The 22,606-nt window shown below is 53.9% G+C and carries 24 protein-coding genes, 2 pseudogenes and 1 riboswitch; of the genes and pseudogenes, 22 read left to right on the top strand and 4 right to left on the bottom strand.

What is annotated here, in order from left to right:
- The first annotated feature begins 255 nt into the window (after window positions 1-255).
- The 22 genes and pseudogenes from nagB (at window position 256) to NSQ51_RS10205 (ending at window position 18,130) form a co-directional block, all read left to right on the top strand.
- Complete coding sequence (gene nagB / locus NSQ51_RS10310) at window positions 256-1,017, top strand: glucosamine-6-phosphate deaminase (RefSeq protein ID WP_049625745.1); 762 nt, start codon at window positions 256-258, stop codon at window positions 1,015-1,017.
- On the top strand, window positions 1,014-1,745 hold the full coding sequence (locus NSQ51_RS10305) for a GntR family transcriptional regulator (protein ID WP_049625518.1): 732 nt from the start codon (window positions 1,014-1,016) through the stop codon (window positions 1,743-1,745). Before nagB ends, NSQ51_RS10305 begins: the two co-directional genes overlap by 4 nt.
- Window positions 1,745-1,843 (top strand): annotated as a pseudogene (locus tag NSQ51_RS10300) (PTS N-acetylglucosamine EIICBA subunit); the annotation flags it as partial. The gene NSQ51_RS10305 and the pseudogene NSQ51_RS10300, both read left to right, overlap by 1 nt.
- 140 nt (window positions 1,844-1,983) lie before the next feature.
- Window positions 1,984-3,231: an RNA-guided endonuclease TnpB family protein gene (locus NSQ51_RS10295; RefSeq protein WP_050367512.1), complete on the top strand. Its 1,248-nt coding sequence runs from the start codon at window positions 1,984-1,986 to the stop codon at window positions 3,229-3,231.
- 67 nt (window positions 3,232-3,298) lie between these two features.
- Window positions 3,299-3,499 (top strand): annotated as a pseudogene (locus tag NSQ51_RS10290) (PTS transporter subunit EIIC); the annotation flags it as partial.
- A 77-nt stretch (window positions 3,500-3,576) separates the two neighbouring features.
- Window positions 3,577-4,482, top strand: a complete 906-nt coding sequence (locus NSQ51_RS10285) for an acetamidase/formamidase family protein (protein WP_049624487.1) — start codon at window positions 3,577-3,579, stop codon at window positions 4,480-4,482.
- A gap of 13 nt (window positions 4,483-4,495) precedes the next feature.
- Window positions 4,496-4,963 carry an APC family permease gene (locus NSQ51_RS10280; protein ID WP_053093041.1) on the top strand — a complete coding sequence of 156 codons (468 nt, stop codon included), beginning with the start codon at window positions 4,496-4,498 and terminating at the stop codon, window positions 4,961-4,963.
- A gap of 301 nt (window positions 4,964-5,264) precedes the next feature.
- Complete coding sequence (locus tag NSQ51_RS10275; RefSeq protein ID WP_121649942.1) at window positions 5,265-5,879, top strand: PH domain-containing protein; 615 nt, start codon at window positions 5,265-5,267, stop codon at window positions 5,877-5,879.
- Window positions 5,880-6,217: 338 nt separating this feature from the next.
- Window positions 6,218-6,417, top strand: a riboswitch (cobalamin riboswitch).
- Between the two features lie 138 nt (window positions 6,418-6,555).
- Window positions 6,556-7,515, top strand: coding sequence for an ABC transporter substrate-binding protein (locus tag NSQ51_RS10270; RefSeq protein ID WP_033013959.1), 960 nt, complete (start codon window positions 6,556-6,558; stop codon window positions 7,513-7,515).
- Complete coding sequence (locus tag NSQ51_RS10265) at window positions 7,502-8,536, top strand: iron ABC transporter permease (RefSeq protein ID WP_183085368.1); 1,035 nt, start codon at window positions 7,502-7,504, stop codon at window positions 8,534-8,536. Before NSQ51_RS10270 ends, NSQ51_RS10265 begins: the two co-directional genes overlap by 14 nt.
- Window positions 8,533-10,005 carry an adenosylcobinamide amidohydrolase gene (locus NSQ51_RS10260; RefSeq protein WP_049624474.1) on the top strand — a complete coding sequence of 491 codons (1,473 nt, stop codon included), beginning with the start codon at window positions 8,533-8,535 and terminating at the stop codon, window positions 10,003-10,005. The genes NSQ51_RS10265 and NSQ51_RS10260 overlap by 4 nt, the downstream gene beginning before the upstream one ends.
- The gene (gene cbiB, locus NSQ51_RS10255; protein ID WP_020754603.1) at window positions 10,002-10,973 is read left to right on the top strand and encodes an adenosylcobinamide-phosphate synthase CbiB; all 972 of its coding nucleotides are present in this window, start codon (window positions 10,002-10,004) and stop codon (window positions 10,971-10,973) included. Before NSQ51_RS10260 ends, cbiB begins: the two co-directional genes overlap by 4 nt.
- Complete coding sequence (gene cobD / locus NSQ51_RS10250) at window positions 10,930-12,000, top strand: threonine-phosphate decarboxylase CobD (protein ID WP_033013963.1); 1,071 nt, start codon at window positions 10,930-10,932, stop codon at window positions 11,998-12,000. Before cbiB ends, cobD begins: the two co-directional genes overlap by 44 nt.
- Window positions 11,997-12,554: a bifunctional adenosylcobinamide kinase/adenosylcobinamide-phosphate guanylyltransferase gene (locus NSQ51_RS10245; RefSeq protein WP_033013964.1), complete on the top strand. Its 558-nt coding sequence runs from the start codon at window positions 11,997-11,999 to the stop codon at window positions 12,552-12,554. The genes cobD and NSQ51_RS10245 overlap by 4 nt, the downstream gene beginning before the upstream one ends.
- Window positions 12,551-13,336, top strand: a complete 786-nt coding sequence (locus tag NSQ51_RS10240; protein ID WP_033013965.1) for an adenosylcobinamide-GDP ribazoletransferase — start codon at window positions 12,551-12,553, stop codon at window positions 13,334-13,336. The genes NSQ51_RS10245 and NSQ51_RS10240 overlap by 4 nt, the downstream gene beginning before the upstream one ends.
- On the top strand, window positions 13,294-13,944 hold the full coding sequence (locus tag NSQ51_RS10235) for a histidine phosphatase family protein (RefSeq protein ID WP_033013966.1): 651 nt from the start codon (window positions 13,294-13,296) through the stop codon (window positions 13,942-13,944). The genes NSQ51_RS10240 and NSQ51_RS10235 overlap by 43 nt, the downstream gene beginning before the upstream one ends.
- Entirely contained in the window at window positions 13,878-14,294 is a 417-nt protein-coding gene (locus NSQ51_RS10230) for a bifunctional adenosylcobinamide kinase/adenosylcobinamide-phosphate guanylyltransferase (RefSeq protein ID WP_033013967.1), read from the top strand. The genes NSQ51_RS10235 and NSQ51_RS10230 overlap by 67 nt, the downstream gene beginning before the upstream one ends.
- Before the next feature lie 14 nt (window positions 14,295-14,308).
- Window positions 14,309-14,887, top strand: coding sequence for a cob(I)yrinic acid a,c-diamide adenosyltransferase (locus NSQ51_RS10225; RefSeq protein ID WP_049624477.1), 579 nt, complete (start codon window positions 14,309-14,311; stop codon window positions 14,885-14,887).
- Window positions 14,884-15,291, top strand: coding sequence for a hypothetical protein (locus NSQ51_RS10220; RefSeq protein WP_233434052.1), 408 nt, complete (start codon window positions 14,884-14,886; stop codon window positions 15,289-15,291). Before NSQ51_RS10225 ends, NSQ51_RS10220 begins: the two co-directional genes overlap by 4 nt.
- 128 nt (window positions 15,292-15,419) lie before the next feature.
- Window positions 15,420-16,004 (top strand): RNA polymerase sigma factor SigX, encoded by a 585-nt coding sequence (gene sigX / locus NSQ51_RS10215; RefSeq protein ID WP_049624478.1) that lies wholly within the window; start codon window positions 15,420-15,422, stop codon window positions 16,002-16,004.
- Window positions 15,998-17,041, top strand: a complete 1,044-nt coding sequence (locus NSQ51_RS10210) for a hypothetical protein (protein ID WP_049624479.1) — start codon at window positions 15,998-16,000, stop codon at window positions 17,039-17,041. The genes sigX and NSQ51_RS10210 overlap by 7 nt, the downstream gene beginning before the upstream one ends.
- A 276-nt stretch (window positions 17,042-17,317) precedes the next feature.
- Entirely contained in the window at window positions 17,318-18,130 is an 813-nt protein-coding gene (locus NSQ51_RS10205; RefSeq protein ID WP_033013970.1) for a histidinol-phosphatase, read from the top strand.
- A 286-nt stretch (window positions 18,131-18,416) separates the two neighbouring features.
- Here NSQ51_RS10205 and serA read toward each other — a convergent pair whose 3' ends face one another.
- From serA to NSQ51_RS10185, 4 genes are all read right to left on the bottom strand, one after another.
- A complete protein-coding gene (serA, locus tag NSQ51_RS10200) occupies window positions 18,417-19,991 on the bottom strand; it encodes a phosphoglycerate dehydrogenase (protein WP_033013971.1) in 1,575 nt (524 codons plus the stop codon).
- 221 nt (window positions 19,992-20,212) lie between these two features.
- Complete coding sequence (locus NSQ51_RS10195; protein ID WP_020754674.1) at window positions 20,213-20,716, bottom strand: inorganic diphosphatase; 504 nt, start codon at window positions 20,714-20,716, stop codon at window positions 20,213-20,215.
- 176 nt (window positions 20,717-20,892) lie between these two features.
- Window positions 20,893-21,141 carry a ferredoxin gene (locus tag NSQ51_RS10190; RefSeq protein ID WP_008879661.1) on the bottom strand — a complete coding sequence of 83 codons (249 nt, stop codon included), beginning with the start codon at window positions 21,139-21,141 and terminating at the stop codon, window positions 20,893-20,895.
- A gap of 172 nt (window positions 21,142-21,313) precedes the next feature.
- The gene (locus tag NSQ51_RS10185) at window positions 21,314-22,489 is read right to left on the bottom strand and encodes an ISL3 family transposase (RefSeq protein ID WP_050367390.1); all 1,176 of its coding nucleotides are present in this window, start codon (window positions 22,487-22,489) and stop codon (window positions 21,314-21,316) included.
- Window positions 22,490-22,606 lie beyond the last annotated feature (117 nt).

Here is a 22,606-nt window from a genome sequence, read left to right as displayed (position 1 = left end):
TGGCGCGAAGACGCCCGGAGACATGGGAGGGTTCGTCCTCATCAGCGACGCGGAGATCCAAAGGGTGCATCGAATACGCTTCTCCCCACGGAAGGAAAATATACCCATCCGTGGCCGCGAAGCGCACCCTAGGTCTGTAAGATATCCACAAAACTGAAAAAGGATGTAAGGGATTTTGTCGAAAAATATTTTTTGGACACCCCTGAGGGGCCGAAAAGCCTTGATAAATCAACATTTCTAGAGGGAGGAAGAGCGATGGCCATAACGCTTTTGGAAGTTGCTGACTACGCAGAGATGAGCCGTCAGGCGGCGGACATCATCATCAAACAAGTCAAGGAAAAGCCGACCGCCGTTCTCGGCTTGGCGACCGGCTCGACGATGCTCGGCGTGTACCGCGAATTGGCCGCCGATCATCGGCAGCATGGGACATCGTATCGGCTTGTGCGCACGGTCAATTTGGATGAATACATCGGCCTTGGTCCGGATCATCCGAACAGCTATCGCCATTATATGAATGAGCATTTGTTTTCAAAGCTTGACATTCCGCTTCACGAGACGCATGTGCCGAACGGCTTGGCTGCTGATCTTGACGAAGAATGCCGCCGCTACGAACGGCTCATCGATGAAGTGGGCGGCATCGATTTGCAGCTTTTGGGCATCGGACGCAACGGCCATATCGGCTTTAACGAACCAGGGACGCCGTTTTCATCGCCGACCCATGTCGTCGAGCTTGCCGAATCTACGCGCAAGGCAAACGCCCGCTTTTTTGGGTCGTTGGATGACGTGCCGCGCCGTGCCATTACGATGGGGATTGCGACCATTTTGCGCAGCCGCCGCCTCGTTCTGTTGGCGTCGGGACGAGAAAAAGCAGAGGCCATGGCTCGGCTTTTAGAAGGCGTTGTCACCCCGGACTTGCCGGCTTCCGCGCTTCACCTTCATCCGGACGTGACGATCATTGCCGACCGGGAGGCGCTCTCGCTCATTCCGAAGGAAAAGCGGCGGGTGGATGCGCCATGATCAATAAACAATCGCCGATTCCGATTTACTATCAGCTCGAGCAATATATAAAAGAAAAGATTGAAAAAGGAGAATGGCAGCCGGGCGAGATAATCCCGTCTGAGCGCGAGTTGGCGGGAATGTATGACATCAGCCGAATGACCGTTCGGCAGGCGGTCAACAATTTAGTGAACGATGGCTATCTCATCCGCCGGCGCGGGAAGGGGACGTTTGTCGCCGCCCAAAAAATCGAGCAGCCACTGAAAGGGCTGACGAGCTTTTCCGAAGATATGCGGGCGCGTGGCATGGAGCCGGGCACGATCGTCCTCAGCTTTGAGACGGTTCCGGCTTCCGAGAAGCTCGCTGAAGGACTTGGCGTCGCGGAAGGCGATGATCTTTACAAAGTCCGCCGCCTTCGGTTGGCCGATGGCTTGCCGATGGCGTTGGAGACGCTGTACATTCCTGTCCATCTCGTCCCCGGACTGACGCGTGATGTTGTAAGCGGTTCCGTCTATGAATTTATCGAAAAAGAAAAAGGTCTGGTCATCGGCTCTGCAGTTCAAACATTGGAAGCCTCGGTCGCCCGCCAGGTGGAGGCGGAGCATCTGAAGATGAAAGAAGGAGCGCCGGTGCTGCTGCTTGAGCGGCGCACGCACCTTGTCGACGGCCGGCCGCTTGAAGTCGTCAAATCGGTGTACCGCGGCGACCGGTACAAATTTATGATTGAGATGAAAAGGGGAGGATCATGATGTTAGGTTTTTTACAGCGTTTGGGAAAAGCGTTAATGCTGCCGATTGCCGTTTTGCCGGCGGCAGGATTGTTGCTTCGGCTCGGTCAGTCTGATTTATCTTAATTAGGCGAGAAGACTCCCACTTCAACGAAGCGAAGCGGAGTAAGTGGGAGATGAATCGCCTTAACTATATTTTGCTGAAAATAGGATAGATTCAGTAAAATATAGTATAATATAGTTAGATGGGAGGTGAAAAAATGTATTTTTGTATCAAACAACAGCTAAATGGTTTGACCAAAGAAGAATACTTGACTCTTCGAGAACTGTGCCATATTGCCAAGAACATGTACAACGTCGGATTGTACAATGTCAGACAATACTATTTTGAACACAAGGAATTTCTTAATTATGAGAAAAATTATCATCTTGCCAAAACTAACGAAAACTATAAGCTGTTAAACAGCAACATGGCACAGCAAATTTTAAAAAAGGTCAATGAAGCCTTTAAATCTTTCTTTGGTTTGATCAGTCTTGCCAAACAAGGAAAATATGACCACAAGGCTATCAGTATTCCAAAATATCTTAAAAAAGATGGCTTTCATTCACTGATCATTGGCCAGATTCGTATAGACGGCAACAAATTCACGATACCGTATTCTCGCCTATTTAAAAAGACTCACAAGCCTATCACGATAACGATTCCGCCTGTGTTACTGGACAAAAAGATTAAGCAGATTGAAATCATTCCTAAGCATCATGCCAGGTTCTTTGAGATTCAGTACAAATATGAAATGCCTGAAGATCAAAGAGAATTAAATGACCAAAAAGCACTGGCAATTGATTTAGGATTAAACAATTTTGCCACTTGTGTCACATCAGACGGCAGATCATTCATCATTGATGGGCGGAGATTAAAAAGTATAAATCAATGGTTTAACAAAGAAAATGCCAGACTTCAAAGCATAAAAGATAAGCAAAAAATCAAAGGCACCACTCGTAAACAGGCTTTGCTTGCTATGAATCGCAATAATAAAGTGAATGATTATATCAACAAGACTTGCCGTTACATCATTAACTACTGTATTGAAAATCAAATTGGCAAACTTGTCATTGGCTATGCGGAAACATGGCAACGCAATATGAATCTAGGAAAAAAGACAAATCAAAACTTTGTCAATATTCCTCTCGGTAACATAAAAGAAAAACTAGAATATCTTTGTGAATTTTACGGCATTGAATTCTTGAAACAGGAAGAATCCTATACGTCTCAAGCCAGCTTTTTTGACGGCGATGAGATTCCTGAATATAATGCCGACAATCCAAAAGAATATAAGTTCAGCGGCAAACGTATTAAGCGCGGCTTGTATCGAACAAAGTCTGGCAAACTAATGAATGCTGATGTCAATGGCGCATTAAACATCTTAAAGAAAAGTAAAGCTGTAGACCTGAGTGTCTTATGCTCTAGCGGCGAAGTGGACACGCCTCAAAGAATAAGGATTGCTTGAAGCAGTCAAACTTCTTTGGAAGCCCCCACTTCAAATTTTCGCTAGAAAATTAAGTGGGGGTAGTTCACTGAATATTCCGTTTATCGCAGCCGCAGGCGATGCAGTGTTTTCCAATTTAGCGCTCATTTTCGCCATCGGCGTGGCGATCGGTTTTTCGAAAGACGGCAACGGCGCCGCCGCTCTGGCCGGCGCGATCGGTTACTTTGTCTTGACAAAAGGGGCCGCCGCGATTGATAAAGACATCAATATGTCTGTGTTGGGCGGCATCAATGAATTAAAAAAATGCAAAACCGTTTGTTTGCTCCCTGTTATAATGAGACAAAAACGAAAGGGAGGAAAGCGGACATGTCATTTGTTCCATGCACGACTGCCATTTATGCATTTAGCAAAAACCACCAACCGGTTCGAACAGTCCAGTCAGGGGAAACGTTTGTCATCGAAACGTACGACTGTTTCCAAAATCAAATTACTTCAAGTGAAACGTCGTTTGACTCGATCGATTGGAATCATATCAATCCGGCGACCGGACCGATCTATATTGAAGGGGCGGAACCCGGTGACATTTTAGCGGTAAAAATTGAACAGATTCGCCTCAAAGGACAGGGGGTCATGACTGTCGGACCAGGGCTCGGGGTGCTTGGAGACCGGATTCCGCAGTTTGAAGCAAAAATGATTCCAGTAGAAGAAAACCGGGCTATATTTGACGAGCATCTTTCTATTCCATTAAATCCAATGATTGGCGTCATCGGGGTAGCGCCGAGCGGTGAGGATGTGTCGTGCGGGACGCCCGGGCCGCATGGAGGCAATATGGATACAAAGCTCATTACAACAGGAGCAACCGTTTATTTTCCTGTATTTGTAAAAGGTGCATTGTTTGCATTGGGTGACTTGCATGCGGCGATGGGGGACGGCGAAATCGGTGTGTCTGGAATTGAAATTCCAGGGGAAGTGACGGTTACCGTCCGGGTGATGAAAGGATATTCGCTCAACCATCCACTGTTGCAAAACGATGATGGCATTGCGACGATCGTCTCGGCCAAAACATTGGATGAAGCGGTCAAACAGTCGGTTGCGGAAATGGTTGATTTGCTGTTGCCGCATACTCCGTTGACGCTGAACCATTTGACGATGGTGCTCAGCGCTGCCGGTCAGACACAAATCAGCCAAGTCGTTGACCCGCTCGTCACGGCGCGTTTCTTTGTACCGCGATTTGTGCTTGAAGCGTATGGCATCCGCCTGTTTGAGGATTGAGGAGGGAACGGCGATGGCGCAACTTGAAACGAACACATCGGTTGAGTCGCTCGGTTATAAACAGGAATTAAAACGGTCGCTCACATTTGTTGATTTGTTGATTTACGGGATGGTGTTTATGGTGCCGATCGCCCCTTTTGGCATTTACGGGTATGTAGCGCAAGGGTCAAAAGGGATGGTCGCCTTAGCATACTTAATCGGAATGGTGGGGATGATTTTCACTGCCCTGAGCTACGCTAGAATGGCCGAAGCGTTTCCAATCGCTGGTTCCGTGTATTCCTACGCCCAGCGGGGAATGAATATGTCGGTTTTATGGCAGGGTGGGGCATTTTGCTTGATTACATTTTCGTTCCGGCTCTTCTCTATTCTCGTTAGTGATAAATTATTTTTTGCACAAACAAAAGAGCAACGATTACATCAATCATTTCTTGTTCCCGCTTATCGGCTTTATCATCATCGGTTATGTGTGGGTCAATCTTGACCCGCTCAGCAAAAAGCTCGGATTGATTTGGATCGCGATTGGACTCGTTTACCTGATCTTTTTGCGGCTCACGAACAAAGACTCCCGTCTAAGCGGGGAACTGTAGTCGCTTGTAAGGCCTGACGCCGTCATAAAAGGCGTTGGGTCTTTGATTTTTAGAGGCGATGAAACGTTTTTCCGATCTCGACGTATTACATAGATGAGAGGTATGAGATTACGGCGCCTTGTTAAGGCAAAACGCCGTTCATCCGCCAATAGGCGGGCGCCGATAAAACGTGGAAGGAGCCGGAGGAACATGAGCATGTTTGGAAAAGTCGCCGCCGATGTGCTTGGGTTAAGCGACATCGGTTCGGTCATTCAGCCGAAAGACTATGACAAAGTCGATGCCGATGATTATGTGATGCACGAGGATGGGGAGAAAATCTATTTTCTTATCAAATCAAAATCGGATGAGTATTGCTTCACCAACCGCGCGCTCATTCATTTGGACGGCACGAGCGCCGCGAGCAAAAAACGGACGCTGCGCCGCTACGATTACTACAAGCATCCGATTTCCGACGTATCGCTCGAAACGGCCGGGACGGTCGATTTGGATGCGGAAATTAAATTTAAAATTGGACCGCATTCCTACTCCATTGATGTGCATAAAAAGCATATTGAGGAACTGAAAGATTTGTATAAATCGCTGTTGGCGATCGCGGAGATTTGCCATGAAAACGAAACGAAGTTCCACTATGCGGAGCGGAGTTTGGAACTGGCGGCCAAGGTGTTGGCCAACATGCGCGGTGACGGCGCCAATGTATCGGCGGATTTTCAAGCCGTGAATGAATACGCTTTTCGCTGGCTGACGGAAGCGAAAAAGAACTATACGGTGAAGGATTTCGGCTTTGTGTTTGACAAATATATTCAACAGTGACGAGATGAAGGTTGTATCGGGGAAAGACGCCGTGCCAGAGGTGGGGCGTCTTTCCTAATTTTTTTAGCGACATATGGAAAAGGAACGTTTCTCCGCAGCCGGAAGAAACTCAAAAGATGAGGTTTGTGGGAATCGATGAATAGGCAACATGGCGGCATTTGACATCGCGGAGCTCGATGCAACGGCGCATGCGGAGTTCCGTACAAAACACGGACACTGGAGCCGAGCTGCCTGACCGCAAAAGTGATCGATGACCGCCTGCCGCCAGCCCACTGTAAAATTCACAGTTGTCAAATGCCAGGCCTTGCTTTAATATAAAAATGTCCATATCCGACAAATTCATCAACTCGCAGCAAGGCGCCGAAAAGGCTTAATAGGGAATCCGGTGGGAATCCGGAGCTGTCCCCGCAACTGTCAATGCGGACGAAATGAAATCGCCACTGTACGGACAGATGGCTTGCGCTGTTTTCCGTACGGGAAGGCTTCAGAGTAGGATGAAGCATGAGCCAGTAGACCTGCCTTGCTTGCCGCAGTTTCCGAATCTTCGGGGGGTGAGACGTGGAAACAGTCGTACAGGGCATTGTTGTGCCCATTGGCGGTCTGTTTCGTGCTCATTCCCCGTTCGGACGGAATGGGCTTTTTTGTTGTACATACATCATCGAAGGGGGAATGACGGATGAAACGTTGGACATGGCCGGCGGTGGTGGCGGTGTTCTTCCTTTTGGCCGCCGTGCTGGTCGGCTGCAGCAGTGGAGCCAATAGCAACGTCCAGCCTGCGAAAAAAGAAGAACCGAAAACGGAACAAGCGGCGTTTCCGGTGACGGTGAAAGACGGGCTTGGCGAGGATGTCACGATCAAAGCGGAACCGAAAAAAATCGTCTCGCTCATCCCGAGCAATACGGAAATCGCCTATGCGTTGGGGTTGGGCGATAAGATCGTCGGCGTCAGCGATTTTGACAATTATCCGGAAGACGTCAAAACGAAAACGAAAATCGGCGGCATGGAATTCAACGTCGAGAAAATCATTTCGCTCAAACCGGATCTCGTCTTGGCCCACGCGTCAAGCGCCCATAACTCGCGCGATGGCCTCAAGCAATTGAAAGACGCCGGCATTACCGTGCTTGTCGTCAATGACGCGAAGTCGTTCGACGATGTATATGCGTCCATCGACTTGATCGGCAAAGCGACCGGGACGACAGACAAAGCGAAGCAAGTGATTGATGAGATGAAAGAGAAGCTTGCGAAAATCAAAGAAAAAGCGAAACAAATCCCGGCGGACAAACAGGCCAATGTCTGGATTGAAGTGTCGCCGCCGCCGCAAATTTATACGGCCGGCAAAGGGACGTTTATGGATGAGATGCTTCAAGTGATTTCGGCGAAAAACGTCGCCGGCAGCTTGGAAGGCTGGCCGATGGTGACGGAAGAAAAAGCCGTGGCCTATAAGCCGGATGTCATCATCACGACATACGGCGGAGCGAAGCAAGTGTTGGCGCGCGCCGCTTGGAAAGACGTGCCGGCGGTGAAAAACAAGCGGGTGTATGACGTCAACACCGACTTAGTAAGCCGACCGGGTCCGCGCCTTGTCGAAGGGGTCGAGGAACTTGCCAAAGCCATTTACCCGGATGTGTTCAAGTAAAATGTGGATGTATATATTGGCCGTCACCGCGGCCGTGTTATCGCTTCTCGTAGGGGTATCGACAGGATCGCTGTCGATTCCCTTTTCTTCTATTGTCCGCATTTTGGCGGCTGAATGGTTCGGAGCGGCGCTGCCTCGCCACATTCCGGCTGATTGGGTGCCGATCGTGATGGCGATCCGCTTGCCGCGCGTCGTGCTTGCGTTTTTGGTCGGGGCGTCATTGGCGCTGGCCGGGGCCGCGTTTCAAGGGCTGTTAAAAAATGCGCTCGCCGATCCGTACACGCTCGGTGTCTCGTCCGGCGCGTCGGTCGGGGCGGTGCTCGTCATCTTTCTCGGCTGGCAATGGCCGTTCTTTGGCACGTTCACGCTGCCGGTCGTGAGCATCTTGTTTGGCATGGCGACGCTTGCCGCCGTTTTGGCGTTCACTCGCACTGTGGAGCGGCGCATGTCGGTTGAGACGATCATTTTAGCCGGCATTATCTTCGGCGCGTTTTTCAGCGCGTTCATTTCGCTCATGATCGCGTTGACCGGGGAAGAATTGCGGCAAATCATCTCATGGCTGATGGGGAGCGTGGCGATGCGCGGCTGGAAATACAGCGGGCTGTTGCTGCCGTTTTTTCTCGTTGGGGCCGCAGTGCTCATCGCCAACAGCCGCGAGTTGAACGCGTTTGCCTTTGGCGAGGAGGCGGCGCTTCATGTCGGCGTTGATGTTACGCGCCGAAAAGTCATCATTTTGACGGCAGCGGCGCTGCTCACCGGCGCGGCGGTGTCGGTGTCAGGGACGATCGGCTTTGTCGGGCTTGTCGTTCCGCATATGGTTCGGCTTGTGTGCGGGCCGAACTACCGGGTGCTGTTGCCGCTGTCGCTCTTGTACGGCGGTGCGTTTCTTGTGCTTGCCGATGTGGCGGCGCGGACGATCATTGAACCGCGCGAACTGCCGATCGGCGTCATTACGTCGCTGATCGGCGCTCCGCTATTTGCCGTCTTGTTTTTCCGAAAAACGAAACGAAAGATGGGATGACGATGCTCGAGGTGCGGGCCGTATCGCATCGATACGGGCAGCAACAAGTGCTTGATGGTGTGACGTTTGCCGTGGAAAAAGGCGAAATATTCGGCATCTTAGGGCCGAATGGAAGCGGGAAAACGACTTTGATCAAACTCATCAGCAAAGAGCTGCCGCTGGCAAGCGGGGAGATCGTCATCGATGGCCGAAAGCTCTCGGCGCTGTCTGCGAAGCAATGGGCGCGGATGGCCGCCGTCTTGCCGCAGACAGCGGAGGCGGCGCCCGGCTATACGGTGAGGGAAACGGTGGCGCTCGGCCGCTATCCTCATCAGCGCGGCTTCTTTCCGACGTGGACGGAGGACGATGAAGCCGCCCTCCGAGACGCGCTTGCGGCCGTCGGCCTGACGGGGAAAATCGATGAACCGCTCGAACGATTGAGCGGCGGCGAGCGGCAGCGCGCCTATTTGGCCCGCGCACTCGCCCAAGAGCCCAAGCTGCTCTTGCTCGATGAGCCGACGAACCATATGGATGTGAGCGGCCAAGTCCGGCTTTTGGACCGGCTCGCCGAAGCGGCGCACGCCCGCGGCTTGACGGTCGTCGCCGTTTTCCACGATATGAATGCGGCGAGCTTGTATTGCGATCGGGTGCTCGTGCTGAACAAAGGGAAAATAGCTGCGCTCGGCGCCCCTGCGGATGTCATGACGCCGGCGTTGCTTGAGGAAGTGTTTGCCGCGCCGATTGTGCGTCTGGCCCATCCGGCGTCGGCAACGCCGATGTTTTCGTTCATGCCGAACAAGAAGCAAGGGGAATCGCCGGTCGGCGGGCTGCGGCTTTCCTTTCTTGATGACGCCGCTGTGCTTACTGCGGCCGCGCCGCTTCGCGTCCTGTCCTCGGCATTGATCGGCGCCGGATTTCAATGGGCGACCCATTTTGTCAACCGCCAAGTCGGGTTGGATTACGATTGCAGTGATGCGGAAGGAGACATGCGCCGCTATTTGGAGCAGCACGGGTTTCCGCCGGAACGAACGGTCGGCATGATGACAGCGGTTGATGTCCGGGATGCTGTTTGGCTTCAGAAAGAAGGGGAAGCGTTTTCGGTTGCGGTCATGGCGACCGCTGGCGTCGGCAATGCCGTCGATGCCGCTCGGGCGTGCCAGCATCAGCCGCTAGCGGCAAGACCGGGGATGATCAACATGGTGGTGGTCATTGACGGAGTGCTGACGGAAGCAGCGTTTGTCCAGGCGGTGATGACAGCGACAGAAGCGAAGGCAAAAGCGCTCGCCGACCGTTCGGTTTGCGACCCGGAAACCGGGACGCTTGCCACCGGTACGTCGACCGATTCGCTCGCTGTGGCGGCGACGCAAACCGGGCAGGTCTTTGCCTATGCCGGAACGGCGACGGAGCTTGGCCGGGCGCTCGGCCGGCTTGTGTATGAGGCAACAGTTGAGGCGCTTGGCCGCTGGGAGAAGCGGAGGAAACGGCGATGACCCATTTGGCCGCATTGACGTTGGCGCTGTTTCTCGATGCCCTCGTGGGCGATCCGCGCTGGCTGCCGCATCCGGTGCGCGGGATGGGAATGATGATTGCGTGGCTTGATCGCCGCTGGAATCAAGGAACAAAGCGGCGGACGAAAGGGGCGGCGGCCGTGGCGGTCGTGTTGGCCGCTGTTTACGGGATATCGGCGTTCATCGTTTATGTGGGCTACGCGCTGTCCGTATACGTAGGGGTGGCGATCGAGGCGGCCCTCATTTTCACCGCCATTGCGACGAAAAGCCTCGCTGAGGCGGCTGAGGACGTGCGCCGGCCGCTGGAAGCAGGCGATCTTCCTGCGGCGCGCCGCGCGCTGTCCATGATCGTCGGCCGCGACACCGAGCGGCTCGATGAAGCCGGCATCACCCGCGCCTGCGTGGAGACGGTGGCGGAAAACACGAGCGACGGCATCACCGCTCCGCTCTTTTATGCGGCCTTGGGCGGTGCGCCGCTCGCGTTATTGTACCGGGCGGTGAACACGTGTGATTCCATGATTGGATACAAAAATGAGAAGTATCGCGAATTTGGCTGGGCGGCCGCGCGGCTGGACGATGCGCTCAACTACATTCCAGCGCGGCTGACGGCGCTTGTGATGGTGTTGGTCTTTGGCGGCCGCCGCTTTCGTTTGGCGCTGTCGATCTTATTTCGCGATGCCCGCCGCCACCCAAGCCCGAACAGCGGCTGGCTTGAGGCGGCGATGGCCGGGCTGCTTGGGGTGCAGCTCGGCGGAACGAATACATACGGCGGTGTGGTCTCGAGGAGGCCGACGCTCGGTGACCCGGCCGCCCCGCTTCGCGCCGCCCACATTCGCCAAGCGGTCCGCATCATGATTGGAACGGTGCTAGTGTTTACATTATTGCTATGGATTGGGGGGATAATCGTTGCGTTGGCCGGCGCATGGGGCGAATCCGCGCGCGTTGTATGAGCAATGCGGATTGGCCCCTCCAGACGAATACATTGATTTCAGCGTCAATACGAATCCGTACCGGCTGCCGCCGTCAGCTTGGCCGAGCGGTGAGGAGTGGATTCGCTGGGCCGGGGAGTATCCGGATTCGGAAGCGAAGGCGCTCAGGGAGCTCGTTGCCAAGCAGGAGCAGATTCGACCCGGACAAGTGCTGATGACGAACGGGGCGGCGGAGGCGATTTATTTGTTGGCCGCGCTATTTGCCGGTCGGCGCGTCGGCATCTTGGAGCCGACGTTTTCCGAGTATCGGCGCGCCTGTCTCGCTTATGGATGCGATGTGGAGGGATTCGCGGCCGATGAAGCGCGGGGCTTTTCTTATGACTTGGATGAAGCGACTGCCTGGGCAGGCAAGCAAGACATTATCTTTTTATGCCATCCGAACAATCCGACGGGGACAGTGATGGAGGAAGGTGAATTGAGATCACTGGTGGACGCGGCGCACACGGCTGGCACCTATGTAATCATCGATGAAGCATTTTATCCGTTTTGGCGCGGCGGGTTTACGGCGATGCGCTGGTTGGGACGCTATCCGCGCCTCATTGTGCTTCGATCGTTGACGAAAATCCATCACCTGGCCGGCGCGCGCCTTGGTTATGTCGCTGCTGACGAGGCGGTGATCGCTTCGCTGAAAACGCATCAGCCGCCATGGAGCACAAACGGCATCGCCCAACAATTGGCGCTTCGTTTCATGGCGATGGAATCGTTTGTCAAGTGGACGAAAGAACAGATCGCCGCCGAGCGGGAGCGGGTGTTTCGGTCGCTGCCTGCCGGGCGGTATGACGTCTCGCCATCGGTCGTGAACTTTTATTTGTTGCGTCCGTGTTCAGGACGGACAGAGGAGCTGTTTTTTCATTTGTTGAAGGAAGGGGTTGTGCCGCGCCATACGATGAATTTCCCGGGGCTTGACGGCCGCTACATCCGGCTCGCCGTCAAAACGCAGGTGGAGAATGACCGGCTGCTTGAGGCGCTTGAGAGGTGGGATGGATGATCGTGTTTGTGAGCGGCGCGGTGCGCAGCGGCAAAAGTGAAGCGGCAGAGGTGTGCGCCATCCGGCTGGCCGCTGGCGAGACGCTTCATTATGTTGCCACCGCCCGGGCTGCCGATGTGGAAATGGAAGAGCGCATTCGCCGCCATCAAGAGCGGCGCATGGGGATGACGGCGCCTTGGGTGGTGTGGGAAGCGCCGGAAGGGCCTGATCAGTTGTTGGCTGCACTTCGTCCGCCTGATGTTGTCCTTCTCGACTGCTTGACTATGTGGTGGGCGAATGTGTTATTTGCCGGAGATGAATGGAAAACAGAGGAAGGAGCGTTCGCCGCTGCCCGTTGCCTGCTCGACCAAGTGCGGGCGTGGGCGGCGGCATGCCGCGCTGTTGTCATTGTGTCCAATGAGTTGTTTTCTGGCGGCGTGCCGAATGACCTCGGCACATTTCGCTACATGAAAATGCTCGGTTGGCTTCATCAACAGTTGGTCGCGGAAGCAGAAGCCGCCGCCGTGGTGGAATGCGGTATTCTTCGCGTGAAGAAAGGACGGTGGCCGCAATGAAGCGGGCATGGAATGGCTGGCTGCTGGCGCTGCAGCTGTTTACGATCATTCCCATTCAGCGTTCGATTGAATGGAATGCCCCTCATGTCCGCTGGCTTGTGCGCACAATGCCGCTGGCTGGAGCGCTGCTCGGGACGCTGGCTGCCTTGGTGTACGGCGCCTGTGCGGCGCTTTCGTTCGGTCCGCCTTCTTTTTTGGCTCTCCTTCTTCTTTGGCTTGGCATTTGGCTTGCCGGCGGGCTGCACGCCGACGGTTTTATGGACGTGAGCGATGCCTTTTTTTCGTACCGGGACGCCAAGCGGCGGCAAGAGATCATGGCCGATTCGCGCGTCGGCGCGTTCGCTGTGTTGTCGCTCATTTGTTTGTTATCGTTCCGCTGGCTGTTTTTGCATGAAGCGATCAAAGCGGGCATTTCCCCTGCCCTGTTTATTGCCATTCCACTGCTGTCGAGAGCCGGGGCTGTCTGGCTTCTTTCCGCCGGTAAGCTGGCCAAATCGACAGGAATGGCGGCCTCGCTTCGCGAATATAGTTCATGGCGCGATGCAGCATGGGCGCTGGGATTGGCATGCCTTGTGCTTTTGCTTCTTCCGGCGGCGGGCGTTCCGCCGGCGGCGGTTGTGGTGTTGGCTGCGGCGATGGCGCTTTGTTCCCTCGCGGCAAAGCCGTGGGCGGAAAAGCAGTTTGGCGGCGTGAGCGGCGATGTGCTCGGCGCGCTCATCGAAGGGGGAGAGACCGTGCTATGGGGCGTCCTTTGGCTGTTACGCTTATCCGTCATGGGATGACGGAACTGAATCGGCGCAATGCATATATCGGCTGGACGGACGCGCCGCTTTCGGCCGCGGAACATAGCAGGCTGCGCCGTTTGCGGGTCGAGTGGCCATATCCGGTCGACTGCATCGTGACAAGCGATCTTCGCCGTTGCTGGGAGACGGCGGCGCTGCTGTTTGGCAGCCGCGAGCCGGACTGGTGTACGAGCGGATGGCGCGAGCTTTTTTTTGGCGTCTGGGAAGGGAAAACGTTCGCCGAACTCAAAACGGATCTCGCGTACAACCGATGGCTCGAGTCGCCATTTTCGACGGCGCCGCCCGCCGGAGAAAGCTATGTTTCGTTTCAAGCGCGCATCAAACGGGCGCTCGCTGAGACGGTTGCGTTGGCTGAGCGGATGGGCGCCCGCCATGTGGCGATCGTCACCCACAGCGGTCCGATCCGTTTCGTGCTTGAACAATATGCGCCGGACGTTCGCCCGTTTTGGGAATGGAAGGTGCCGTTTTCCGGCGGGTATACGCTCGAATCAACGATCGAGCGTTGGAAAGGGGGAGAACGATGCATTTCGTTGTCGGCGGTGCGTTCCAAGGAAAGCGAAAATGGGTGCGGGAACGGTACGGAATAAGCGACGGTGTTCATATCGTATGGCATGACGGCTATCAGGAGCCATACGGGTGGCCGGATGGTGCCAAGACGGCGAAAACAGTTGTCTTGGATGGGCTCGAAGCCGCCATCCGCCGCCTTCCGGACCCAGAGGAATGGGAGCGGTTTTTCTGCGCTTGGAAGCAGTGGGAGGAAGGAGCGGCCGGCCGCACGGTCGTCTGGATCGGGACAGACGTAACGCAAGGCGTCGTTCCGACTGACCGGCAAGAACGGCGCTGGCGCGACGCCGTCGGCCTGTGCTATCAACGGCTTGCCGCCGTATGCCATCGCGTCGACCGGCTTTGGTGCGGGTTGGCGGAACGATTAAAATAAAGGGGAGAAGAATTATGAAATTGTATACACGGACTGGAGACAAAGGAAAAACAAGCTTAATCGGCGGGCGCGTCGATAAAGATCATTTGCGCGTCGAGGCGTATGGGACGATCGATGAGGCGAACTCGTTCATCGGCTGGGCGCTGGCTCTGCTCGCTGACGATGAACGGTTTGACGATCTTTGCGCCGAATTGCAAAAAATTCAGCATGAACTGTTTGACTGCGGCGGCGACTTGGCCATCGTCAACGGCAAGCTGCCGTATAAAGCGACCGAGGAGATGGTCGCCTTTTTGGAGCAGCGCATTGACGCCTATGTCCAAGAGGCGCCGCCGCTTGAAAAGTTTATTTTGCCGGGAGGGTCGAAGGCGGCTGCCGCGCTTCATCTGGCGCGCACGGTGATAAGAAGGGCGGAGCGCTGCATCGTTTCGTTGCAAAAAGCGGAGCCGATCAACGACGTTGTTCTGAAATATATGAACCGCCTGTCCGACTATTTGTTCGCTGCCGCCCGGGTTGTGAACGCCCGCTTAGGGGTGAAGGATGTCGAATATGAGCGGAGCGCCATTGTGTTCCGCGACAAGGAGGAGAAGCAATGAGCCGTCGCCTGGCTTGGATGGCGGTCGGAACGGTGGCGGCCGAACGGAAGCGGATCGGCGTCACGCCGGAGGGAGCGAAGTTTGCCGTCATCGGCCGCCCGCTCGTCGGCCCGGCCGTGCTGGCGCATCCTCAATGGATCGCGCCGCTTTCGCTGTTTGTTGAGCTTCTCGCCTCTCCGTCTGTTTATGAGCTCGTCCCGATCGGTTCCAAAGGCATTTACTACGAATGGATGCAACTGTCGGCCGCCAACGGCCGCCAAGGGCGGGCCTGCGCCTGCCCGTTGCCGCTCTTTGCCTCTGGTGGTCCGGCGACGTCGTTTTTGATCAGCTATGACCGGGCGGCAGAGGGCGCATTGCGGAAGCGAGCCGGCCACCTCTTTTTTTCGCTCTTTGCCGAGCGATAGCCGGTTCGCTCGGCCTTCTTCCTTTTTCGTCCAAAAAAATGGTTCCCTTTTTGCATGAGACCCGTTATCATGAAGATAATGGAATGGTTCGGCTTTGGTCCATGGAAACGAATAGGGGGAGAGACAAGATGGACCCCGTTTTTGAACAGTTGTACGAACAATATCACGATGATTTGTTTAATTTTTTATATTACATGGTGCGAAATCGAGAGCATGCCGAAGATTTAGTGCAAGAAGTGTATGTGAAAGTGCTGCGTTCGTACAAACGGTTTAAAGGGCAATGTAGTGAAAAGACGTGGCTGCTGTCCATTGCGCGCCATGTGGCGGTCGATTTTTTTCGCAAGCAAAAACGACGCCAGTGGGTGAAGGCATCGGAGTGGAGCGAGGAGCAGCTCGGCGCTGACGAGCCGATGCCGGAGGAAATCGCGATTCAAAACGAGGAAATTCAACTCATGTACCGCTGCTTGGCGCGCTGCACGGTCGACCAACAGCTTGTGCTCGTCCTCCGATTCATCCAGTCGCTGTCGATTGCTGAAACGGCGGCTGCGCTCGGCTGGACGGAAAGCAAAGTGAAAACAACGCAGCATCGCGCGTTGAAGGCGCTGAAACAACATATGGAGGAAGAGGCCGAATGGGAGGAGTGGCGGCATGAAAAAAATTTCCCTGGAATGAGCGATGCATCGAACATAGCCTTGAGCAGCTGCCCATGGTGAAAGACCGGCGCACAAAAGAAGATGTTTACGAACGGCTTCAGCGCACCCAGCGCAAGATGCGCTGGAGACGGCGTTGGCTTTCGGCGGCATCGATGGCCCTCTTTCTTGCGGTTGTTGCTGTCGGAATGAATGCGGCCGCTCCGGAGCGCGCGGAACAGCAGCAGCGATCCTCTACCGTCAAAACGCTAGGAGCCGAGAGCTCTCCCCCCCAAGTTGAGACGATAATGGCCGCTGATGCGGCGCCGGCGCAGGAAGATGCCGGCGTCATGGTGGTCGGCTTGCCTGATGCGGCAAACGGCCGGGTGGTGCCAGTGGCGGTTCCGCTCAGCGGCCGATTGGCCCCCGAAGAGCTGTTCACGGCAGCGCTGCGCGTGCTTGGGCGCTCTCCGCTGCGGGCGGCGTCCGCTTGGTTTGATGGAGTGGTCATTCAGCCGGCCGCCGGGGGGAAGGGGGAATGGATGGTGCACGTCCCGGCTCAGCACCGCGTGTTTTCGGCCAGCCGCAAAGAGCAGAAGCTGTTTGTCGACGCCCTCGTCGAAACAGCGCGACAAATGGGGGAGCGGCGCCTCCGCTTTTTCACCGGAGAGAAGGAAGGGCTTGAGTTGCCGGCGCTCGGAATGGTAAAAGCGACAAAAATCAAGGAGCGGCAACGAATGTATGATAAAAACAGCGCTTCATTCGGCTATACAGTGCTCGTTCCGGCTCCGGGCAGCGCTCGCACGTTTTCGAAGGCGCTGAAGCAGATGAAAACATCGACGATCCGCGGGCTCGAGCCGGCCATTCCGCCAGGAGTAAACGTGGAGCTGGCTAATATGGATGCGCGGCATGCGACGGTCCGGATTCAGCTGACCGCTCAGCCACATGAAGAGGACGCGGCGCGCATGGCGGAGGCTGTGCTGCTGACAGCGAAAGAGTTTGGCTTCCGTGAGGTGACGTTTGCGGCTGACGGGTTGTCGAACTTGGGCCCGTATCTGGTTGGAATGCGAATCCGCGTGCCGGCCGAGCCGAACACTCTGTTGATGGCGGCCGGCTGGTAGCCGCCGCCGTTTGCGTCGTTTTGTTACGATCTTCACTTTGTTGTTCTATCGGAGATGATATTGGCATAAGACATATATGGCGCAAAGAAGGCAAGGAGGGGTGGCAGATGGATGATCTCATGACACGGCTCTTGGCGGTCGCCGGCGTCGCGGTATGTGTCGGGCTGTTGTTTCTCGTCGGCGCGAACGGATGATTGGGTGATGATTCGCCAAACGGTTTTCCTTTCTTGCGGTGATGCGTTATAATGAAAAAAACAGCAGGAGGGGAGAAACACTGTGCTGACTGATTATCACAACCATTTGGAGCGGGGGACGCTGACGCTCGATTATTTGCGCCAGTTCACCGATGAAGCCGCGAAAAAAGGCATTCAGCATTTTGGCATTTCCGAGCATGCGTATCATTTTTACCAAACGAAAAACATTTTGTCCAACCCGTGGGTGGAGGCGCGCCGGTGCTACGATATGGCCGACTATGTCCGCTTGTTCCACGAAGCGTGGGATGCCGGAATCGACGTGAAAATGTCGATTGAAATGGATTACACTCCCGGCAAACATGAGGAAATGGCTGAGTTTATCCGCTCGTACGAGTTTGACTATGTCATCGGTTCGATCCATTGGGTCGACGATTTCGGCATCGACTTAGTCGAGTTCCGCCGTGAATGGGAACGGCGCGATTTGTATGATACATATCGCAAATACTTTGACCAAGTCGTAACGCTCGCCGAGTCGAACTTATTTGATATTATCGGCCATTTGGATTTGGTGAAAATTTTTAAATACGTTCCGGAAGATGAAGAGTTTTTGCTTGAGCAATACGACCGGGCAACGACAGCGCTCGCCAATTCGAAGACGTGCGTCGAGATCAGCACGGCCGGGCTGCGCAAGCCGGTCGGCGAGCTGTATCCCGATCCGCGGCTGCTGCAAATGTGCTATGACAAAGGCATTCCGATCGTGTTGTCCTCGGACGCGCACGTGCCGGGCGATGTCGGCGCCGACTTTGACAAGGCGGTTGAACTCGCCCGCAGCGTCGGCTATACCGAACTCATGACGTTCTCGAAAGGCGAGCGGAAAGCGGTGCCGCTCGGTTAAGCAGCTCACATTTCGCACCTTGAATAAAAATTCGAAATAAGCCCGATTTGACCGAATAAAAATTAGTTTTTTTACAATTTTTGTATAAAAATTATTTTGATGCGAATATCCGGGGTGTTTTTTTGTATATTATGCAAAGGTTGCGAAATATGAGAAGCAGAATGGACGGCGGAAACAGGCCGCCATGCACAGAAGGCAGCCATGGGCGCCTGTTGCAAGGCGCTGCGCCGCCAACGATGAAAAAAAGCAGGCTTCCCGTTTGGGAACCCTGCTTTTTTTGTTTTCGTTACGCTTCGAGCCGTTTGACGGTTTCAATATCGTCAATTTGCGCCAGCGCTTTTAATACCGCGTCATCGACTGGTTTGTCGAGCGATAGGATCATCATGGCTTTTCCGCCCGCTTCTTGGCGGCCGACTTGCATTGTGGCGATGTTGACGTTATGCGCCCCGAGCACGTTCCCGACTTTCCCGATCATCCCCGGGCGGTCGTGGTGCTGAATGTAAAGGAGATGGCCTTCCGGCGCGAAATCGATCGTGACGCCGTCAAAATGGACGATGCGGTCGCCGTAGTTCGGCACATGCGTTCCTTTGATCGTAAACGTTTTGTTCTCGCCATGGACAGTGAGCGAAATGCAGTTTGCATAGCCGTGCGTCTCATCAGAGAATTTTTCGCCGTATGTGATGCCGCGCTCTTTGGCGACCATGGCGGCGTTTACCTCATTGACGGTGGAAGCGACGCGCGGCCGCAGGAAGCCGGCAAGCAAGCTGCGAGTGATGTACGTCGTTTCCAAATCGGCGACCGTGCCGGCGTAGGTGACCGACAGCTCTTGAACCGGAATGTTCATAAACTGCGAAGCAATTAAACCGAGCTTTCGGCCTAAATGATAGAATGCTTGAATTTTCTCATAGACGTCTTTCGACAGCGCCGGCAGGTTGATCGATGATGTGACCGGCTGCCCTTCAAAAAAGTGGAGCAGCTCTTCAGCGACTTGGGTGGCGACGTTCAGTTGCGCTTCAACCGTCGACGCCCCTAAATGCGGCGTAACGATGACATTATCAAACGCCAGCAGCGGGTGGTCGCCCGGGGGCTCCTGTTCAAAGACGTCGAGAGCGACACCGGCGACATGGCCGCTTTCCAAAAACGGAATGAGCGTCTGCTCATCAATAATGCCGCCGCGAGCACAGTTGATTAAGTATACCCCTTTTTTCGTCTTCGCCAAATTTTCCGTGCCAAGCAAGCCTCTTGTTTCTTTCGTCAGCGGTGTATGAACGGTGATGATGTCGGCGACTGCCAGCACCTCATCAAGTGAATGGATGGAGACGCCGAGCTTCTCCGCCCGCTCTTTCGTCAAAAACGGGTCGAAGACGTGCACGGTCATGCCGAACGCCCGTGCCCGCTTTGCTACTTCTGATCCGATGCGGCCGAAGCCGATGATGCCCAATTTCTTGCCGAACAGCTCGTTGCCGACAAACGCCGAGCGGTTCCATTCCCGCGATTTGACAGAAATGTGCGCTTGCGGGATGCGGCGGACGAGCGCAGCCATCATGGCAAACGTATGCTCTGCGGCGGAAATCGTATTGCCGTTCGGCGCGTTAATGACGACAATGCCGCGTTTCGTCGCGGCGTCGACGTCAATGTTGTCGACGCCGACCCCGGCGCGGCCGACAATTTTCAGCTTCGGCATTTTCGCCAACAATTCTTCCGTCACTTTCGTTGCGCTGCGCACAAGCAAGGCGTCAAACGTGTGCAATTCGTCCTCCGCTTCGCTCACGTTTTTTTGAACGATGTCGATGTGCGCCGATGTGCGGAGCGGCGCCAAGCCTTCTTCGCTAATGGCGTCGGAAACGAGTACGCGAACCACAGCAGGTGCCCCTTTCTGTTTCGAAGATGTTAAATTTCTGATAATTTAACATAGCAAAGCGCTTTCTGTCAATGGAAAGCGAAGAAGTCATACCAATGACAACGCTTTCTGTTTTGGGGAATGTTCGTGTTTCCAAAAGAAAACCGCCCATATCCAAAGATATAGGCGGGATTGTTCGGAAATAGCTGAGGTTCGCATTGGAAGTACAACGTTTTAGGCGATTATTTTTTGTTTTGTTCGTTGTAGCGGGCGATGCACTCATCGATCAGTTTTGCCGCAGCTTCCGGCCCTTCCCATGTGCCGATTTCCGTCCGCTTGCCTTGCAAGTCTTTGTACCGTTCAAAGAAGTGGGCGATTTCTTTCAGCTTGTGCTGCGGCAGGTCTTCAATCGAGCGGACTTCATCAAAGCGCGGGTCTTCGACTGGCACGCCGATGAGCTTCGCGTCCTCCTCACCGCTGTCGACCATGTTCAAAAAGCCGATGACACGCGTATCGATGACGCAGCCCGGGAATGTCGGATTCGTTGTGATGACCAAAATGTCGAGCGGGTCGCCATCGAGCGCCAGCGTATTTTGCAAGTAGCCGTACTCAGCCGGGTAAAACATCGGGGAGTACAAGACGCGGTCGAGTTTGAAAACGCCCCGCTCTTTGTCGAACTCGTATTTGTTTTGGCTGCCGGTTGGAATTTCGATAAACGCTTCGACAATTTTATTTTCGAATGCCACAACCCGTTCCTCCTTTTTTGGTTGTTATGTACGCATGAAAACTCGCCCGCCGGCGCCCAGGGCGGGCAAGACAATCTTATTGTAGCATGTTCCCTTGCGGCGCGCCACTTGTCAAATGGCATTTTTTCACGCTTTCGTCAAAAAACCCTCTTGCTGATTCGGCAAGAGGGGAGATTTCAGTCGAATTTATTTGGATCGCCGTCAAACGGCTCGTCAGCGACTTTGATCGACTCGGTCGGGCAGCCTTCAAACGCATCCATCATATCGTCGATTAAAATGTCCGGAACTTCGACAATCCCTTGGTTGTCGTCAAGCGTGACGTAGGCAATGCCGTCCTCGTCATAATCGTAAATATCCGGAGCTGCCGCGCCGCATGCTCCGCAGGCAATACATGTTTCTTTATCGACAATCGTATACTTTGGCATAAAAATCGAACCTCCCCAATTTTTTTGGAAACGGACGGGTCATCTCCGTGTTACCTGCTCGGAAATGAACTTTTCACTTTTTTATAATAAGACCGTTCGCCCCGCTTTTCAACTAAAAAAATCGCTCTCCTGTATTTTTACGGTTCATCACCAAAAGTTGTACTTGCACCTGTCATGAAAGTATGTTAGCTGTTTCTAGCCGAACCCGCAATGCAAAACGCTGGATATTTCTGTATCCGTATCCCCGACGTTTCATCAGCTTGATCTTGTTATTTGTTCCCTCCATTTTCCCATTTGAATAAGGGGATAAAATGCACGATATGATTTCGTCTGTTCGTTTGACGAGTGATTTTGCGATGGCGCGAACAGCAGAACAAGGACAAAACAAATACCGATGAACCCAGGCGTTCAAACGACGTTTCGCTTGTCGCTCGTTTTGGCTTTTGGATACATAACGAAAATGTTGAAGGGATTGATAGACAGCCTGCAAGGAATCACTCTCTTTCTGCCACTCCCGCACCGTTTGGCGCTCCTCCTCGGTGAGTTTCTCGGGGCACTGGGTCAATAAGCGGCAAACATGCCGAACATGCCCATGTTTCTTGTTCCCTTTTCCGAAGGATTTGCGGCATCGATCCAACGCTTCCGTAAACAATTGAATCACATGAAAATAATCGACCACATGCTTCGCTTCCGGACACACCCCTTGAATGGCTTTTTTCATCGCTGGAGCCAAATCACTCACGACATACTGAACAGAACCAGACACAGGAGCCAACACACGTCCAATGGCTTCCTCGTTCTTTCCTGCTTCAACGGCATACACTTCTCCCGTTTCGGCATCCATGACTGCCACTCCGTAATCATGTCCTTTTCGAAACGCAAACTCATCGACACAAACTGCCTTTGGTTGGATGTCATTCGATAGGAAGGAAGGGGCATGGGTATAAAACCAGCGTTCAACGGTCGTGTACGGAAGCTTGAGCATACGAGCCACCGCCTGAATGGATGTTCCGATGCAAGATTGCGCCACCCATTGCTGAAACGCATCCGTCGCTGCACTTCGAGGGGAAATTCCGGGATAAGACGTGCTGAATGTCATGCCACATGTACAACAACGTCTACGCTCCACAGGGAGTTCCACCCAAAAGATGCCGATCCGTTGAGCATACCCATGCATCCATTGCTTCTTTTTTCCTGTCATTTTGATCGTGCGTTTCAAGCAAACAGGACATAACGGGCATTGTTCAGGAAGAGAAAGTTCGAAAATCCAACGTTCTTCTTCTTTTCGCACCTTTTGAATCAAAACATCTGGTAAATCGATGAGTTCTTTGATAAACTGAGCGTACATGCGAATTTTCCTCCAATGGTTTGGTTTGGACACCTTTACCATACAGGAAAATTCGCATTTTTTGTACCCTCTATTTTCTCTATGCACACCGATCTTCAATGATCAAGTACAACTTGT

Origin of the sequence: Geobacillus sp. FSL K6-0789 (genome assembly GCF_038593135.1) — a bacterium.
GTDB classification, from domain to species: Bacteria; Bacillota; Bacilli; order Bacillales; family Anoxybacillaceae; genus Geobacillus; species Geobacillus stearothermophilus.
Note: the sequence above shows the minus strand (reverse complement) of the source record. Positions and strands in the feature narration are given on the sequence as shown.

Bases quoted from the DNA above. Each gene is read 5' to 3' on its own strand.
- NSQ51_RS10190 (WP_008879661.1), bottom strand. From the start codon at position 21,141: ATGCCAAAGTATACGATTGTCGATAAAGAAACATGTATTGCCTGCGGA.
- NSQ51_RS10295 (WP_050367512.1), top strand. From the start codon at position 1,984: ATGTATTTTTGTATCAAACAACAGCTAAATGGTTTGACCAAAGAAGAA.
- NSQ51_RS10220 (WP_233434052.1), top strand. From the start codon at position 14,884: ATGAGCCGTCGCCTGGCTTGGATGGCGGTCGGAACGGTGGCGGCCGAA.
- NSQ51_RS10270 (WP_033013959.1), top strand. From the start codon at position 6,556: ATGAAACGTTGGACATGGCCGGCGGTGGTGGCGGTGTTCTTCCTTTTG.
- NSQ51_RS10265 (WP_183085368.1), top strand. From the start codon at position 7,502: ATGTGTTCAAGTAAAATGTGGATGTATATATTGGCCGTCACCGCGGCC.
- NSQ51_RS10285 (WP_049624487.1), top strand. From the start codon at position 3,577: ATGTCATTTGTTCCATGCACGACTGCCATTTATGCATTTAGCAAAAAC.
- NSQ51_RS10185 (WP_050367390.1), bottom strand. From the start codon at position 22,489: ATGTACGCTCAGTTTATCAAAGAACTCATCGATTTACCAGATGTTTTG.
- NSQ51_RS10230 (WP_033013967.1), top strand. From the start codon at position 13,878: ATGCATTTCGTTGTCGGCGGTGCGTTCCAAGGAAAGCGAAAATGGGTG.
- NSQ51_RS10210 (WP_049624479.1), top strand. From the start codon at position 15,998: ATGGTGAAAGACCGGCGCACAAAAGAAGATGTTTACGAACGGCTTCAG.
- NSQ51_RS10275 (WP_121649942.1), top strand. From the start codon at position 5,265: ATGTTTGGAAAAGTCGCCGCCGATGTGCTTGGGTTAAGCGACATCGGT.
- NSQ51_RS10245 (WP_033013964.1), top strand. From the start codon at position 11,997: ATGATCGTGTTTGTGAGCGGCGCGGTGCGCAGCGGCAAAAGTGAAGCG.
- sigX (WP_049624478.1), top strand. From the start codon at position 15,420: ATGGACCCCGTTTTTGAACAGTTGTACGAACAATATCACGATGATTTG.
- NSQ51_RS10305 (WP_049625518.1), top strand. From the start codon at position 1,014: ATGATCAATAAACAATCGCCGATTCCGATTTACTATCAGCTCGAGCAA.
- NSQ51_RS10235 (WP_033013966.1), top strand. From the start codon at position 13,294: ATGGGGCGTCCTTTGGCTGTTACGCTTATCCGTCATGGGATGACGGAA.
- NSQ51_RS10260 (WP_049624474.1), top strand. From the start codon at position 8,533: ATGACGATGCTCGAGGTGCGGGCCGTATCGCATCGATACGGGCAGCAA.
- NSQ51_RS10240 (WP_033013965.1), top strand. From the start codon at position 12,551: ATGAAGCGGGCATGGAATGGCTGGCTGCTGGCGCTGCAGCTGTTTACG.
- cbiB (WP_020754603.1), top strand. From the start codon at position 10,002: ATGACCCATTTGGCCGCATTGACGTTGGCGCTGTTTCTCGATGCCCTC.
- NSQ51_RS10280 (WP_053093041.1), top strand. From the start codon at position 4,496: ATGGCGCAACTTGAAACGAACACATCGGTTGAGTCGCTCGGTTATAAA.
- nagB (WP_049625745.1), top strand. From the start codon at position 256: ATGGCCATAACGCTTTTGGAAGTTGCTGACTACGCAGAGATGAGCCGT.
- NSQ51_RS10225 (WP_049624477.1), top strand. From the start codon at position 14,309: ATGAAATTGTATACACGGACTGGAGACAAAGGAAAAACAAGCTTAATC.